Below are 14498 nucleotides of genomic sequence, written 5' to 3' on the forward strand. Positions count from 1 at the left end.
ATTTTCTTAATCTTGTGCAGATGGTGGGCAAGGTTCTCATAATACACACCGGTAGCTTCCATCAAAAAAACAAGTGCTGCATCTCTGGCAATGACTCCTTTCGTCCATCGAAGGAACTGGTTGAATCCTTTGCTGTCGTTACTAAAATCAATTGTCTTGGAGAACGCTAGTCCTCCATCATCTGAACGTTGACACAGACATGCTGTGAAGGTCCCTTTTGAGATATCTATCCCAATGCATTGTTTACTAATACCCATAGTCAAGAATTTAAATCGTATCGACTTAATCATCCTTCGTCTATCCTTTTGTTTTATCCAGGCTCGAAATAGCGGCCTTAAGTACTGTTCAGACTCCTGAGAATAAAATCGTGTGGACAATTCCTTTTTTACGGTATAACGATCTGTTTACCTAGCCCACATTCGTCTCACACGAAAAGTCAATACATTTTGTATAACAACAATATAATGACCTTTTCTAAATTCTCAGTAAAAATAAAAGCCCAGATCAATCGAACTGGGCTTCTTTGTTATGAAAGCAATTACCGCTTAAATGCTGGAAATTGCATTATTCAATGTTTCAGATGGACGCATTGCCTTAGCTGCCAATTCATCATTCGGGAAATAATAACCACCGATGTTTTGTGCATGCCCCTGAGCCGCGATCAATTCTTCATTGATTTTCGCTTCATTTTCTGTTAACACATTTGCAACGGTCGCAAATTTCTCAGCTAATTCAGCATCTTTTGTTTGCGCTGCCAAAGCCTGAGCCCAGTATAATGTCAAGTAGAAATGCGACCCACGGTTATCGATCTGACCAACTCTACGTGCCGGAGATTTGTCATTAGCCAAGAATTTCTCCGTTGCTTCATCCAATGTCTCCGCCAATACCAGCGCTTTTGGATTATTTTGTGTTTGAGACAAGTGTTCCAAAGAAGCACCAAGTGCCAAGAATTCACCTGATGAATCCCAACGCAAGTAACCTTCTTGAAGGAATTGTTCTACGTGTTTCGGAGCCGAACCACCAGCACCTGTTTCAAATAAACCACCACCATTCATCAATGGAACGATCGACAACATCTTAGCTGATGTACCCACTTCTAAGATCGGGAATAAATCCGTCAAATAATCACGTAATACGTTACCAGTCACGGAAATAGTATCTTCGCCTTTACGAATACGTTCCAAAGAGAATTTCGTCGCATCAATCGGAGATAAAATACGAATATCCAGACCAGTTGTATCAAAGTTTGGCAAGTATTTTTCTACTTTTTTGATGATTTCTCTATCATGTGCGCGGTTTTCATCCAACCAGAATACAGCTGGTGTCTCAGATAGACGGGCACGATTTACAGCCAATTTCACCCAGTCTTGAATCGGAGCATCTTTCGTTTGACACATACGGAAGATATCTCCTGTCTCTACTTTTTGCTCCATGAAAACATTTCCTTCCGCATCAACCACACGAATAACTCCGTTTCCTGCAGCTTGAAAAGTTTTATCATGGGATCCGTATTCCTCAGCTTTTTGCGCCATCAAACCTACGTTTGGCACAGAACCCATTGTTTTTGGATCTAAAGCACCATGCTCCTTACAGTCTTCAATTGTCGCTTCGTAAACACCAGCATAACAACGATCAGGAACCATAGCAATCGTATCTTCTTCTTGACCGTCTTTATTCCACATCTTACCACCGATACGGATCATTGCTGGCATAGAAGCGTCAATAATTACATCAGAAGGTACGTGGAAATTTGTAATACCTTTATCCGAATTTACCATCGCTAAAGCAGGACCATTTGCGATAGCAGCGTCGATAGCAGCTTTCACTTCAGCCTCTTTTGCATGACCTGCGATTTTAGCATAAACCTCGCCTAAACCGTTATTTTTATTGATACCCAACTCTTTGAACAAATCGCCATATTGCGCAAAAACATCTGCAAAATAAGTTTCAACAACAGCACCAAATATAATCGGATCAGAAACTTTCATCATTGTTGCCTTTAAATGTGCAGACAACAATACTCCTGCGGCTTTCGCTTCAGCGATAGCATCAGCTACAAAAGCTTTCAATGCAGTTAAGCTCAACGTTGAAGAATCAATAACTTCTCCCGCTTTCAATGCAGAAAGTCCTTTTAATTCTGTCACTGCACCTTGCTCATCAACAAACTCAATTTTGAATTGGCCTTCATTTTCAACGGTTACCGACTGTTCTGAACCGTAGAAATCACCTGAAGTCATGGATGACACCTTTGTTTTGGAATCTTTCGCCCAAGCACCCATTTTATGTGGATTTGCTTTTGCATAATTCTTAACCGCTTTAGGTGCACGGCGATCTGAGTTTCCTTCACGCAATACAGGATTTACAGCAGAACCCAATACCTTTGCATACTTAGCTTTGGCTGATTTTTCTTCATCTGTGGTCGCTTCATCAGGATAGTTCGGAACAGCGTATCCTGCTTGCTGTAATTCAGCGATAGCACCTTTTAACTGCGGAATTGACGCGGAGATATTCGGTAATTTAATGATGTTTGCTTCAGGAGTTGTTGCCAACTGTCCCAACTCAGCCAATGCATCAGCAATTTTTTGATCTTCTTTTAAAAATTCTGGAAAGCTAGCAAGAATACGACCTGCTAAAGAGATATCTCTCAATTCAACATCGATACCAGCTGTAGCTGTAATCGCTTGAACGATAGGCAAAAACGAATAAGTCGCTAATAAAGGAGCTTCATCTGTTTTTGTCCAAACAATTTTTGATTTGTTTGACATAGTAATCTATTAGAAATATGTTTAATTTTTAATGCTATATGAAATCATTGAAAAATCTGAATTTCTCAAAAATTCGCCTAAAGATAAGAATTAATGCCATAATTAACGAGGAATTGCCCCCCTTTTGACAATAAAATTGTGAAAATAAATATATTTTGGCAATACAGAATAAGTCGCTTCAGCTCCGCCCAAAAGTATCCCTCTTGACATTTCAGTGACCGGATACTACAGGCGAAATCCTATTTTAGCTCAAATTAAAAAACGCAACTGACAATGAAAACATTCAAATTGAACAATGGAGTTGAAATTCCGGCAATTGGATTTGGAACTTGGCAAATTCCCGAGGGCGAAGAAGCTTATCAGGCAGTTAAAGAAGCTCTTGCCGCTGGATACACACATATTGACACTGCAGCTATATATGGAAACGAAAAGAGTGTTGGAAAGGCTATAAAAGACAGTGGTATAGATCGTAATTCACTGTTTATTACAACAAAACTCTGGAATACCGAACGTGGATACGATAAGACAATTGCTGCATTTGAAAAATCACTCAGCGATCTACAATTGGACTATCTCGATCTTTACCTGATTCACTGGCCAGCCAATGAAACACAATTTGCAAACTGGGCAGACATCAATGCGGACACCTGGCGAGCTTTTGAGCATCTGTATCAACAGGGAAAAATAAAAGCGATCGGTGTGAGTAATTTCCCAAAAGACTACCTCGCCAAATTATTGGAGTCAGCGACAATCGTACCTGCCGTGAACCAAATTGAATTTCATCCGGGGTATCTTCAGAAAGATACCGTGGCGCTCTCCCAATCCAATGACATCCTTGTTCAGGCTTGGTCACCCCTGGGTTCGGGCAGAATATTACAGGATGAAACACTCGTTGCACTGGCTGAGGAAAAGAATACAAGTGTTGGACAAATCTGTATCAAATTTGCCTTATCTCAGGGCATCTTGCCGCTGCCAAAATCAACCAATCCCGATAATATAAAACGAAATTTAGCTATCGACGATTTTGAGCTGACAGCAAGCGATATCAAAACTATCCTCGATTTACCTGAAATGGGGTTTTCCGGATCGGACCCTAAAAAAGTCGCTTTTTAAGAGCGGTAATACAAAATTTATGGAGTCGCTCTAAGGCTGCTCCATAAATCCTATATTGCAGAGCTTCTAGCACAAAAGAAACTTATTGTCCCTTTTTCCTAAACAGTGTATAACAATTTTTTGCTATTATAGCGGTAAAGTTGCCTACGCTATTCCTTACTTTTTTATTGAAAAAAATGAATGAAATAGAACTTATAGATCAATCGGAACTTCCTGTGCAGGGAGAAGACTACTACTATCACCCCTTATGGACGACTTGTATCCTGCTGTATAAAGGCTCTATTCAGGTCAATAGCAATGGTACGCCTACCGATCTCCAAGCTGGCAATATCCTCTTTATCGGATACAATAAGTACTACAGCTTTACGGCAATTAGTACCGATGCTGTTTTTAAAATACTTCATTATGACCGGAATTTTTCCAACCGAATACGATTGTCGATCAGTCGATACGATGCGTATCGGTTAATCAATGCCAATCGCTCCACACCTTTTACTCCCGCCCCCAACGATTTTGAAGCTATCTGGACATTGTTATGCACTTTGCATGGCAACCGTAAAAAACCGATCGATCCGAAGAAGGATTTTCTCCAAAAAGCCAATATCAATATTTTTATGGCGATTATTTACCTTTTGGCCGATGTGATCTATACTGCCGGCGAAAGCTCCGGAAAGACACACAACAAAAGAAAGGAAGAAATTACCGTGCATTTTTTACAGCTTATAGCCGATCACTACAAAGAACAGCGCGATCTAGCATTCTACGCCGACCGCCTCAACATCTCCATCAAATACCTGTCGATCAGCGTCAAGGAGATTACAAAAGAATCGCCCTCTGAAATTATTAGTAACTGGCTAGTCACAGAAGCTAGAGCGCAACTCACCATTTCTACCAAAACAATCAATCAAATCTCACAGGAATTTAATTTTTCAGATCAATATGCTTTTAGCAAGTTTTTCAAAAAACATGTCGGGATAACCCCCAAGTTATTTCGTGAACAGCAAGCCAACCTTGTTACCAATTGAACATCATAAAGCAGGAATCAAACATTTCTTGTCCCCCCAAGGCATACTAACTTTGTATCACATATATAAACAAAGTTAAATACCATGAATACGAAGTCAAGAGCCCGAAAAATAGGTTTTTACTTGACGTTATGCTTCTTTACATTCTTTTGCAATCAAACATACGGTCAAGACAGCATAAACAGCCGGAAAATAACAATTGAAAAACTGTTCGAACTTGCTATCCATAACCACCCAAATCTTATCGTTTCGGCATCAGCTGTACGTATCGCCCAACAAAAAACAGAAGTTGCAAAATTAAGAAGGCTTCCCGAAATCAGCGCTTCGGCATCGGCCTTTTACCTCGGCAATGCTACCTTGATCGACAAAGACCTCTCGGGGTCGGAAAAGGTACCTCTACCCCATTTCGGCAATAATTATGCTTTGGAGGCGAAAGAACTTATCTGGAAAGGAGGTGTGGTAAAAAATAGTATCAAAGCATCCTCTCTTGGCGAAGAACTGGCTGAATTAGATCATAAGAATGAAGAACAGAACATTAAAATTTTGGTTTTAGGGTACTACCTTGATCTATTCAAACTTAAAAATCAAGAAGCTGTCTATAATCAAAATATTGAGCTTGCCCACAAAAGGTTAGACCTGACGGAAAAATTATATAAACAGGGCATGATCACCAAAAATGATGTCATCCGAAACCAATTGCAAATATCTGAATTGGAACTAGCGAAAGAGGTCATTCAAAACAATCGGAAAATCCTGAATGACGAGCTTATCGTCGCGTTAGGACTACAGGAGGGCACAGTAATTGAGCCGGATGATAAATTATTAGATAGCAGGTTTCAGCTGGCAGACCTCGCGAGCTTGAAACAAGATGCTTATGTGTTCAGCCCGGGCCTTCAACTTGCGGCCAAAGAGACCGAGCTTCTGCAGACAGAAAAGGCGATTACAAAATCGGAACGATCCCCTGCCCTTAGCGTATTCGCGGGAAACAGTCTTGTGAAACCCATCACCAATGTGATGCCGGTGATCGACAAATACATGAATACCTGGAATACGGGTATCTCGCTAAGCTATACGATTTCCTCAGTCTACACCACTGGAAAAAAGCTTAAGCTAAATGATCTACAAATTGAAAAAAACGAGAAATACGCAAGCGCCCTGAAACAAAAAACCAGCGTAGCTGTTAATACTGCATACATTAAATACAATGAGGCCTACTCACAACGCAAGACTTTGGAGTACAATAAAGCGCTTGCAGATGAGAACTATCGTATTATTGAGAAAAAGTATTTGAACCAATTGGCGTTGATCGTCGATATCATGGATGCATCAAACTCAAAACTTGAAGCGGAATTGAAATACACAAATGCTGAAATCAATATCGTGTATGCATATTACAAACTTTTAAAAGAGACTGGAAAGATCTAGTATATTTTCCTTTTGCCTAATTTAATCAGTTTTATATATGTAAGGCCTCGTTAAGAAATTAATGGGGCTTTTTTATCTGCAATATTTTAACTCATTATTATGGCAAATTCATTTTTTAAAACGATCCGGACATCCATCAAGCATTGGTATATCCCATTGATTATCGGTATTCTATTAATTCTTTTGGGTTTCTATACCATTTCCACACCTGTTGCTGCATTTCTCACATTAGCGATTCTATTTTCATGGTCATTTATTATTTCTGGTATTTTGGAAATCATATTTGCCGTGCAGAATAAAGATGAAGTGGATGGTTGGGGCTGGTACCTCACCGGGGGCATCCTCTATACCCTATTCGGCATATTGCTGATTGCCAATCCGCTGTTATCAGCAAGCACCTTGGCATTTATCGTGGGTTTTTATGCACTTTTTAAATCCTTCCAACTGCTGTCCTTTTCCTTTGATCTCAAAAATTACGGTAGTAAATCTTGGGGATGGAATTTGTTATTTGCCATTTTAGGTATTATTTTCAGCTTTATCTTGCTTTGGAATCCATTATTTGCCGGTTTCTCACTGGTGATCTGGACAGGAATGGCTATTAGTACGGTTGGTTTCGCAGCCTGTGTATTTGCATTTCAGCTGAAAAGTCTCAAAGATATCCCGAAAAAGCTACCAGACGAGTGGAAAGAACGTTATCAGAAGCTTAAAGAAGAATTTGATCAACATCGTAAATAGAAAAAGGGCAATTAAGCCCTTTTTTTATCAATATTAATTCGGTGGTCAAGATTATTTACTTATTTCAACAATCTTAAAAGGCACTTTATGAAGTGGATAATCTTGCTTATCTGTTTTTACACGACTTATTTTCATGATCACATCAAAGCCTTCATAAATTTCACCAAAAACGGTAAAATCATGATCGAGTCTTGGCTGTCCTCCGCGAGCTAAGTACTCCTTACGTTGTGCTGCAGTATATTTTATGCCTTTCTTTAATTCCAGACTATCAAGCTCAGCTGCCGTGATTTTCTTTCCAACCACGAAATAGATCTGATTCAAAAAAGATGCCTTCGCGGGATTTCCATCCCGTCCTGCCCCCAGAGCACCCATTTTATGAAAAGCCCGGTCATCGAACTCTGCTGCCAATCGTGGTTTTTTATGAAGGGGATCTGCTGCCTCACGTTTTTCAATATCAATATCATGCTCTCCGCCCTGCACAACAAAATTTTCAATAATGCGATTAAACAATGCTCCCTGATACACAGTATCCCGAATGGATCGCAACATCAAATCGCGATGATTGGGCGTATAGTCATAAAGTACAACTTTAAAATCGCCAAAATCAGTCTTGAAAAGCAGATGTTTTGATTGTGCATAACAATTCCCCAATACAATAAAAAGAAAGCATAGGATGGTCAGAATTTTCCTCATAGTACGAATTAATCAGTTTCTTAGATTTCATATAAAAATACATTAAATTTCGATTTATAAAAGACATTCCCCTGCAGTTTTCCAAATGCGCTTGAAGGACATCTGCATAAGATCCTTTCGAAAGTTGCCCTTCACTAAAAAATTACATATAAAGTGTCTAGTTAAAACTTGCAAATAAGCATAAATTTATCTTAGTTTGGATTAAAACTATTCAAGACTATGCAGTATACAGCAAATCCAGACCGATATCAAGATATGATCTATAATCGTTGTGGTCAATCCGGTCTTCTATTGCCTGCCATCTCATTGGGAATGTGGCATAATTTCGGTGACGACACGCCCCATCAAACCAAAGTTGATATTTGCACAACCGCGTTTGACTTGGGAATTACCCATTTTGACCTCGCAAACAATTACGGCCCTCCTGCTGGGAGCGCCGAAAAGGCCTTCGGACAAATATTAAAAGAACAATTTTACGGTTTACGCGACGAAATGATTATTTCATCAAAAGCAGGATATCACATGTGGAATGGGCCTTATGGAGAATGGGGAAGCCGTAAATATCTGATATCAAGCTGCGAGCAATCACTCAAGCGCCTGGGTATCGATTACGTCGATATTTTCTATTCACATCGTTTCGACCCCAATACCCCCTTAGAGGAGACCATGTTGGCACTGGATCAGCTAGTCCGCAGCGGAAAAGCACTTTATGTCGGTATTTCATCCTATAACTCGCAACGCACAAAAGAGGCCTATGCGATCCTGAAATCATTGGGTACACCTTTTATTATTCATCAGCCCAGCTATTCCATGTTAAACAGATGGGTGGAAACCGATGGCTTGCTTGACACCTTGGATGAGATAGGCATTGGTTCTATCGTATTCTCTCCCCTGGCACAGGGCATGCTCACCGATAAATATTTACAACATATCCCGGAGAATAGTCGCGCTTCGCAGTCCAAATCACTTCAGACAAAATTTCTGAACGAAGAAAATCAAAAGAATATCCAGGCTTTACATGCAATTGCACAGCGTAGAGGACAGTCGCTCGCACAGATGGCGATTGCCTGGGTATTACGTAAGAAGCAGGTTACATCGGCGCTCATTGGTGCATCAAGACCACAACAGGTTGTTGATTGCGTTGGTGCACTGAAAAATCTGTCGTTTAGTCCGGAGGAAATTCACGAAATTGATCTTTATGCAAAAGATGGGCATATTAATATCTGGGCTAAATCGGCTGAGATCGATTAAGATTAATGGCACAGAAGTTTTCATCCGGAGAACCGCTTTGCGCCCGGTTGAATTCCATAAAACAAAAAAGAGCCCGGCACTATCCGGGCTCTTTCCGTTGATTAACCCATTTTTTTCACTATCTTTTCAAAGGTGTTGATATTCCGGCTTGTCATCTTATCTTTAAGATTCTTTTTCCCTAGCACCTTTCCAAAGCTGGAGTCCAAAGTATTTCCCTTAGGCACACGCCAATAAAAGACTGTATTGACAATTTCAGCCTTCTCCCCTAGCACCTGCGTCGAATTGCTGAATTCATCCATCAGTATTGTTTCGACACCTTTTGTCCCTACAAAAGCATATACATGGAAGTCCGTATGCGTTTCGAACGGAATGTTTGCCTGCAGCAATTCCACCTCTTCCTGCGACCGGATGAATAAAAAAGCTTCATAAGAAAAATATGCCGACATGGACTCCTCCAATAGCCGCTTGAGCGGGTCGGCCGCTTTGTCCGACGAAAAAACAATATTTCCAGAAGCCAGTACCGAAGTGACATCAGTTAGACCGGCGTCCTTAAAAACTTGACAGACATCTACCATCTTCATATTGGTTCCCTTCACATTGACGCCACGTAGAAAAGCACAGTATTTCATGTTATTAAATTAATCGATTAATTCCTCCATCGGATTCCAAAACAACTTTCTAAAATCCTTGATCCGTAAATTATTCACAACAAGTCCTTCAGCTTCAAGCCGTTCTTGAAACCCAGGCACAGCAAGTATACCGCTACTTGATATAACACGATGAGCAGGAACATCTTTCGGGCATCCGCCCATCGCTTTCCCGACGTGCCTTGAGTGGTTAGGAAAACCCAAAGCTTTTGCTATGGCTCCATAAGTCGTTACTCGACCTTTGGGAATCAGCTTTGCAACCTCATATACTTGTTGTTTGAATTGCTCATCCATTTCGGTTCACATTTTAATAGCTCGATATATTTACATCAAAGAGTGCCATTCCTTTGCTATTCTCATAGCAAAAAGAGAAGAGCAACCTAAGTTACGAAAAGCTCTTGTAAGCGATACAGTCTTTAATTGATTCACTTGTCTAATTTTTTGTTTCCATATGATTTTGGGGGGAACGATTCCTCCAATTGTCTATATACGCGATTCCAGCTAGGGCTATCGTAAGCATTCAGTTTTACATATTGCCCCTTTTTTGTTGCAATGCTTATTTTTATATCTATTCCGTCGTATGGCTGACGCGACTCCTCCTCTTTAGCGGCAATAAATTTTTCCAAATCAATTTTATCCAATAGGAAGTTCCATTTGTCTTCCGTATTGCCATATGATTTTAGGGTACTCTGGGCTGTATCAATTGCAGAAAACAGACAATAAACACTATCTCTTGTTATCTTAATCGTATAACCTTTTGAAGGTGTTGCTGTAAATCCGCCAACCGTAGAAAATGACACTGCTGTAATCTCATTTTTAGTATTTTCTACCGTCACCCGATGTGAGTTATGGGTACAGCTTTCCCATAAGAATAGCTGTCCAACCAAAAGTGAGAACTTTAGGATCAATTTTCCGCCCATATCTTGTTCCTTTAGACGCTGATAAGTAAATAATCAAACAAAAAAAAGCGTTGTCTGTTGTCAACAGACAACGCTTTTTACTATTTTCCTAATTTACAAAAGTTATTAAGATTTCGTGACCCCAATCTCCATATTCCTTCGGTATCAAACCAATCCCTCGAAATACGATCTTTTCGTCCCCTCTCCAATAAACAAAGCCGCGACATATACATCATTTCCAGCAACTGCAATTGCCAATGCTTGAGTAAAAGTTTCCCCTTTTGCCAATATAACCATTTGTCCATTCTTCCAGTAGACAGCCATGGGTTCATTTGTATTTGGGTCAATACTCACTCCCGCTACATAGACATCATTACCAGCTACAAAGATAGAACCTGTTAACCAAGTTGCATGAATCCCAGAGCCAGTTGCTAAAATAACTTCTTGTCTATTTTTCCAGTATATTGCCCTTGACCTATCTCTTAAACTAAAATTGAATATTACTGAACTCATATTCAGCTATCTAGATAGGAGTGAAATTATTTCTAACATTAGTTCTTATCCGTAAAATAAATTTCCAGGCCCCGATCTGCAGATCTTAGATTGATTAGATATCCAGCCTGCTCTGTTATCTTAACTGGAGTTCCTTCCGCCTCAAAAGTACTGTTGTCCAATTGTTCTTTGGGCTTGCTGGTTTTGCTCATGATCGTGGATTTAGCAATATAATAGGTATCGCCGTCCACTTTGAGGACCTTGAACCAACCGAATCCCAAGCGGTCGCCAGGTCCCGGACGCGCTTCGAAATGGCCAAAATATACATCACCCACAGCAGGCTTTTGTTCCATGGCGATTGTTTCCGCCGACTTTGGCAACGGCGGCTTCATTCCGTCGTAAATGATCATTCCAAATACGGCGACAATGAGCAGCGTGGCTATCCAGCCCAGAATGGTCATCTTGAACACAAAGGGTGGCCTTGGTACTTCTTTGCTCTTTGTCTGGTAGAAAGCCTTCATTTCAGCTGTCCATAGTCGCCTTGAGATCACCTTTCCTGTACTCAGATCCTTAAATTCGCCAGTCGCTTTTTTAGAATTTACTGTACAAACGGCCATGTGCATTTTAGTTCGTAAAAACACCAAAACCATAGCCTGTTCTGCTGTCTGAGGATTTTGCAAATGGCCGGCTGCAAAACGCGTTGCTTCATATTGTTGGAGTAGAAAAAACATATCTAAAAGATTATGGGTATTTTATGTTGTTATTTGTTGACACAATTTCCAGGAAGGACGTTAATCACTTTGTTTATTATAGCGATTATCGGCTACGACTTGTAAATAGCTATCTATATCCTTTAGGATCTCGGGGGCGATCTGCGCACATTCCCTAACCGGCTGAAGTAATGCCTGTCCATGCTGAATTTGGACAAAAGCCATCACGGATTCACCACCCCACATCCAATTATAAATAAGAGCCAGTCCGACTTCGGAAAATTTGGCCAGTTGCTTTATAAAAGCCAGCATAGGCAGGATTTCATGATAGTTTTCACTAAAATTGAGTGCTATGAAAGTCCAGCATTGTTTGTCCTCGTCATAATGTTCCGCTGCTGCGCAAAAGCGGTCACAGAGCAGTTCATCAACAACCTCACGGTTGTACTGTTTCGAATAGGTAGGGATAGCTTCCAATGCTGTTTTACTATACATTTCGCGACTGCCCCACCACTCTCGCCAATTTTCGTCCAAGTCTTCGGGGCTTGGTTTTGCCGAAAAGAACCCTGCTAAATTTTTCCTTTCGATTTGAATCTGAATATAAAGTGTATCTAGTTCCATAAGATTGCACGTTAAATAATTCCTGCTTTGAATAGAAAATAACCGATGCTGATCAAGACCATCGGCAAAGCTATGGCCAATAAGATATTGCTGGCCAAATACACTCCCCAATAGGAGCGGATGCGTATATCGTTATTATTGTTCGGATCATAGATCAGATTTATTTTTTCGCCTACAGCATAAGCCGGTGGATTAGCCATTGCTGAAGGTGAAAAACTTCTGACGCTGCCATCTATGCTATATTCCATCAGGGGCGTATACATGATACCACCCTCACTGCCCCGAGAAGGAATATTTTCGACGACTGTCGCCAGTACGAGCGAACCATTGCTCATAAGTCTCCTTGCGCGGCTAAAAGAGACTATGCCTAACATAAGGAGTGCCAATCCAATAAAGAGCAGTATCATATGTATTGTTGTTGCCATTTTCATGTTTTGGGGTTGAAGTTAAAAAAATAGAGAGATTAGTTACATTTTTTCGTGACCATGTAGTTTTAATTCAATAGGAATCAGACAGTTATGACTATTCATAGATGCAATAAATGTTCTTTTAGGCTTCATGATGATTTTTCCGTTAATCACCCGGACAGTATCTATTAGAAAATAAATTGCTCGGCAGAAAAAGCGTACCCAATTGTTTCGGAAGACCATTTCCGTTACCATTTTGAATGTCGCTTTCATAAATCCGTATATCTTTTATTGCCCTGTACTTCATCACATTTTAATTTTAAGTTACCACCACCGTGCCTCTGGCAGCGCATAAAATACTGTATCTGCCTTTGGCTGCCAGGGAGCCTGATGAAAGTGCCAGCTCGCGTCCACTTTATCCATAAATTTTGCAATATCCATAGTCCCCCACTGATAGGCCGTTCCGTAGCTTTTGCCCCCATAGCGGACCTTCCCAAAAACAAAGGGGGTCGAACTGCCCGAGACACCCCCTGTAAACTGGACGGCTTTTTCAATATGAAAGCTGATGCCGGCCGGAAACTTTTCCACCAGTGTATAGTCGCCCAGCCGGATGCGTTCTTCAATATAAGGCCAGTCGGGATGCAAGCTATCAAATAAAAGATATGGATAACCGTTTTGTGCATATAGCTTCACCCTTTCACTGATCAGAATTGTCTCCTTATCCAGTGTCACTGTTTTTCCCACCCACTGCTTAAACGGTGGATATTGGCTCACACCTGTAGACTTCGTTTTGATGGTCGCGTACAGAAAAAATCCGAAGCCCAACATGGCTACAATTCCTATCGTGATGATTATTCCCATTATTTTCTTTACAGACATATTTTAATTGATTTGTTTGCATTGACCAATTCACCATTTCCGCTCCTTTTTTTAACACTTCCTTCAACATCTTTCAGTAAAGAGCTACTGATAACGACCATTTACTGCCGAGCTCTTTTTCCATACAGATAGCGGTATTCTCCATCAAACGCATAGCCCAGTTCGTCTCGCACTTCAAAACCGAATTGCTGTACATTTTTTGTTTTGATGGTTTTAATGGATTTTGCGATGCTGTCTATATAAAATGCCCAGCGTCTGTCCGTCGCGTAAAAGGTATGATCACATTCCCGGTAATAGCTTCCGCCCACGCATTCCGCTAGAATACTAAAACTTTCCGCATCCGCATCAGGTACGATTTCATCGCGAAAATAGACATGCTTACTATCTTTCGCCACATTTCCGATACGCTCTCCGTGGAGCACTTCAAAAGACGTTGCATCGGCATCCTCAACATGTTTAAAATACGCACAGTAGACCGAATCGCCTACTAGCTGATAGATCCCTGGGAGCTCCCTGAAATCAGCAAGGCGATAGGCAAGCTTCTGCTCAAAAACATAATCGTGGCCTCCCGAGGTTGCCATGCCTTTTTCAAAATCAAGGATCTGAAAATCCACAGGATCAGCATCAGGCAGAATACAGAATCTATTTCTATAACTTTCCAGGTAAACATGATTGTTATCCTTAAAGTAATGGAAAGTAGAACCGTTACTTTGGATGATTTCAAAGCTTTGAAAATCAATGTCAGCATAAAACTTTCGGTACACTTCGCTGTCGAAATGCAAGATAAAGCTGTCATCGATTACCACAAAACCATTCCCTAAATCCTTCCTACTCATGAT

Annotated in this window: 17 protein-coding genes; 5 read left to right on the top strand and 12 right to left on the bottom strand. The window is 40.6% G+C overall.

Annotation, left to right across the window (positions count from 1 at the left end; genetic code table 11):
- Both L1283_RS11405 and L1283_RS11410 read right to left on the bottom strand, forming a co-directional pair.
- Positions 1-257, bottom strand: a 257-nt coding sequence (locus L1283_RS11405; protein WP_429626108.1) for an IS110 family transposase, incomplete at its 3' end; no start/stop codon positions are given.
- A 288-nt stretch (positions 258-545) separates the two neighbouring features.
- Complete coding sequence (locus L1283_RS11410) at positions 546-2765, bottom strand: NADP-dependent isocitrate dehydrogenase (RefSeq protein WP_429626109.1); 2220 nt, start codon at positions 2763-2765, stop codon at positions 546-548.
- 273 nt (positions 2766-3038) lie between these two features.
- Here L1283_RS11410 and L1283_RS11415 point away from each other — a divergent pair, with 273 nt between their 5' ends.
- The 4 genes from L1283_RS11415 to L1283_RS11430 all read left to right on the top strand — a co-directional run bounded on the left by L1283_RS11415 (position 3039) and on the right by L1283_RS11430 (position 7063).
- Positions 3039-3878 carry an aldo/keto reductase gene (locus L1283_RS11415; RefSeq protein WP_312460060.1) on the top strand — a complete coding sequence of 280 codons (840 nt, stop codon included), beginning with the start codon at positions 3039-3041 and terminating at the stop codon, positions 3876-3878.
- A 176-nt stretch (positions 3879-4054) separates the two neighbouring features.
- The gene (locus L1283_RS11420) at positions 4055-4903 is read left to right on the top strand and encodes a helix-turn-helix domain-containing protein (RefSeq protein WP_248933726.1); all 849 of its coding nucleotides are present in this window, start codon (positions 4055-4057) and stop codon (positions 4901-4903) included.
- A gap of 84 nt (positions 4904-4987) precedes the next feature.
- Positions 4988-6328, top strand: coding sequence for a TolC family protein (locus L1283_RS11425; RefSeq protein WP_312460058.1), 1341 nt, complete (start codon positions 4988-4990; stop codon positions 6326-6328).
- Between the two features lie 99 nt (positions 6329-6427).
- Positions 6428-7063, top strand: a complete 636-nt coding sequence (locus L1283_RS11430) for an HdeD family acid-resistance protein (RefSeq protein WP_075992464.1) — start codon at positions 6428-6430, stop codon at positions 7061-7063.
- 51 nt (positions 7064-7114) lie between these two features.
- Here the strand turns inward: L1283_RS11430 and L1283_RS11435 are convergent, their stop codons facing one another.
- Positions 7115-7756: a peptidylprolyl isomerase gene (locus L1283_RS11435; RefSeq protein WP_145329154.1), complete on the bottom strand. Its 642-nt coding sequence runs from the start codon at positions 7754-7756 to the stop codon at positions 7115-7117.
- A gap of 219 nt (positions 7757-7975) precedes the next feature.
- Between L1283_RS11435 and mgrA the strand changes: the two genes are divergently transcribed.
- Positions 7976-9007: an L-glyceraldehyde 3-phosphate reductase gene (gene mgrA, locus L1283_RS11440; RefSeq protein WP_159726905.1), complete on the top strand. Its 1032-nt coding sequence runs from the start codon at positions 7976-7978 to the stop codon at positions 9005-9007.
- 101 nt (positions 9008-9108) lie between these two features.
- Here mgrA and L1283_RS11445 read toward each other — a convergent pair whose 3' ends face one another.
- The 9 genes from L1283_RS11445 to L1283_RS11485 all read right to left on the bottom strand — a co-directional run bounded on the left by L1283_RS11445 (position 9109) and on the right by L1283_RS11485 (position 14495).
- The gene (locus L1283_RS11445; RefSeq protein ID WP_145329158.1) at positions 9109-9636 is read right to left on the bottom strand and encodes a DUF1697 domain-containing protein; all 528 of its coding nucleotides are present in this window, start codon (positions 9634-9636) and stop codon (positions 9109-9111) included.
- A 9-nt stretch (positions 9637-9645) separates the two neighbouring features.
- Positions 9646-9948, bottom strand: a complete 303-nt coding sequence (locus L1283_RS11450; protein WP_145329160.1) for an MGMT family protein — start codon at positions 9946-9948, stop codon at positions 9646-9648.
- A gap of 131 nt (positions 9949-10079) precedes the next feature.
- A complete protein-coding gene (locus L1283_RS11455; protein ID WP_145329162.1) occupies positions 10080-10574 on the bottom strand; it encodes a hypothetical protein in 495 nt (164 codons plus the stop codon).
- A 144-nt stretch (positions 10575-10718) separates the two neighbouring features.
- On the bottom strand, positions 10719-11066 hold the full coding sequence (locus L1283_RS11460) for a hypothetical protein (protein ID WP_145329164.1): 348 nt from the start codon (positions 11064-11066) through the stop codon (positions 10719-10721).
- A 38-nt stretch (positions 11067-11104) separates the two neighbouring features.
- Positions 11105-11776, bottom strand: coding sequence for a hypothetical protein (locus L1283_RS11465; protein ID WP_145329166.1), 672 nt, complete (start codon positions 11774-11776; stop codon positions 11105-11107).
- Positions 11777-11836: 60 nt separating this feature from the next.
- Positions 11837-12373 carry a hypothetical protein gene (locus L1283_RS11470; RefSeq protein ID WP_145329168.1) on the bottom strand — a complete coding sequence of 179 codons (537 nt, stop codon included), beginning with the start codon at positions 12371-12373 and terminating at the stop codon, positions 11837-11839.
- A gap of 11 nt (positions 12374-12384) precedes the next feature.
- On the bottom strand, positions 12385-12798 hold the full coding sequence (locus L1283_RS11475; RefSeq protein ID WP_158638915.1) for a DUF3592 domain-containing protein: 414 nt from the start codon (positions 12796-12798) through the stop codon (positions 12385-12387).
- Between the two features lie 306 nt (positions 12799-13104).
- Positions 13105-13659: a hypothetical protein gene (locus tag L1283_RS11480; RefSeq protein WP_145329172.1), complete on the bottom strand. Its 555-nt coding sequence runs from the start codon at positions 13657-13659 to the stop codon at positions 13105-13107.
- 101 nt (positions 13660-13760) lie between these two features.
- Positions 13761-14495, bottom strand: a complete 735-nt coding sequence (locus L1283_RS11485; RefSeq protein ID WP_145329174.1) for a DKNYY domain-containing protein — start codon at positions 14493-14495, stop codon at positions 13761-13763.
- Positions 14496-14498: the final 3 nt, after the last annotated feature.

The organism is Sphingobacterium sp. HSC-15S19, from assembly GCF_050433745.1.
GTDB classification, from domain to species: domain Bacteria; phylum Bacteroidota; class Bacteroidia; order Sphingobacteriales; family Sphingobacteriaceae; genus Sphingobacterium; species Sphingobacterium siyangense.

Bases quoted from the DNA above. Each gene is read 5' to 3' on its own strand.
- L1283_RS11455 (WP_145329162.1), bottom strand. From the start codon at position 10,574: ATGGGCGGAAAATTGATCCTAAAGTTCTCACTTTTGGTTGGACAGCTA.
- L1283_RS11485 (WP_145329174.1), bottom strand. From the start codon at position 14,495: ATGAGTAGGAAGGATTTAGGGAATGGTTTTGTGGTAATCGATGACAGC.
- L1283_RS11430 (WP_075992464.1), top strand. From the start codon at position 6,428: ATGGCAAATTCATTTTTTAAAACGATCCGGACATCCATCAAGCATTGG.
- L1283_RS11445 (WP_145329158.1), bottom strand. From the start codon at position 9,636: ATGAAATACTGTGCTTTTCTACGTGGCGTCAATGTGAAGGGAACCAAT.
- L1283_RS11410 (WP_429626109.1), bottom strand. From the start codon at position 2,765: ATGTCAAACAAATCAAAAATTGTTTGGACAAAAACAGATGAAGCTCCT.
- L1283_RS11415 (WP_312460060.1), top strand. From the start codon at position 3,039: ATGAAAACATTCAAATTGAACAATGGAGTTGAAATTCCGGCAATTGGA.
- L1283_RS11480 (WP_145329172.1), bottom strand. From the start codon at position 13,659: ATGTCTGTAAAGAAAATAATGGGAATAATCATCACGATAGGAATTGTA.
- L1283_RS11435 (WP_145329154.1), bottom strand. From the start codon at position 7,756: ATGAGGAAAATTCTGACCATCCTATGCTTTCTTTTTATTGTATTGGGG.
- L1283_RS11425 (WP_312460058.1), top strand. From the start codon at position 4,988: ATGAATACGAAGTCAAGAGCCCGAAAAATAGGTTTTTACTTGACGTTA.
- L1283_RS11475 (WP_158638915.1), bottom strand. From the start codon at position 12,798: ATGGCAACAACAATACATATGATACTGCTCTTTATTGGATTGGCACTC.
- mgrA (WP_159726905.1), top strand. From the start codon at position 7,976: ATGCAGTATACAGCAAATCCAGACCGATATCAAGATATGATCTATAAT.
- L1283_RS11420 (WP_248933726.1), top strand. From the start codon at position 4,055: ATGAATGAAATAGAACTTATAGATCAATCGGAACTTCCTGTGCAGGGA.
- L1283_RS11470 (WP_145329168.1), bottom strand. From the start codon at position 12,373: ATGGAACTAGATACACTTTATATTCAGATTCAAATCGAAAGGAAAAAT.
- L1283_RS11465 (WP_145329166.1), bottom strand. From the start codon at position 11,776: ATGTTTTTTCTACTCCAACAATATGAAGCAACGCGTTTTGCAGCCGGC.
- L1283_RS11450 (WP_145329160.1), bottom strand. From the start codon at position 9,948: ATGGATGAGCAATTCAAACAACAAGTATATGAGGTTGCAAAGCTGATT.
- L1283_RS11460 (WP_145329164.1), bottom strand. From the start codon at position 11,066: ATGAGTTCAGTAATATTCAATTTTAGTTTAAGAGATAGGTCAAGGGCA.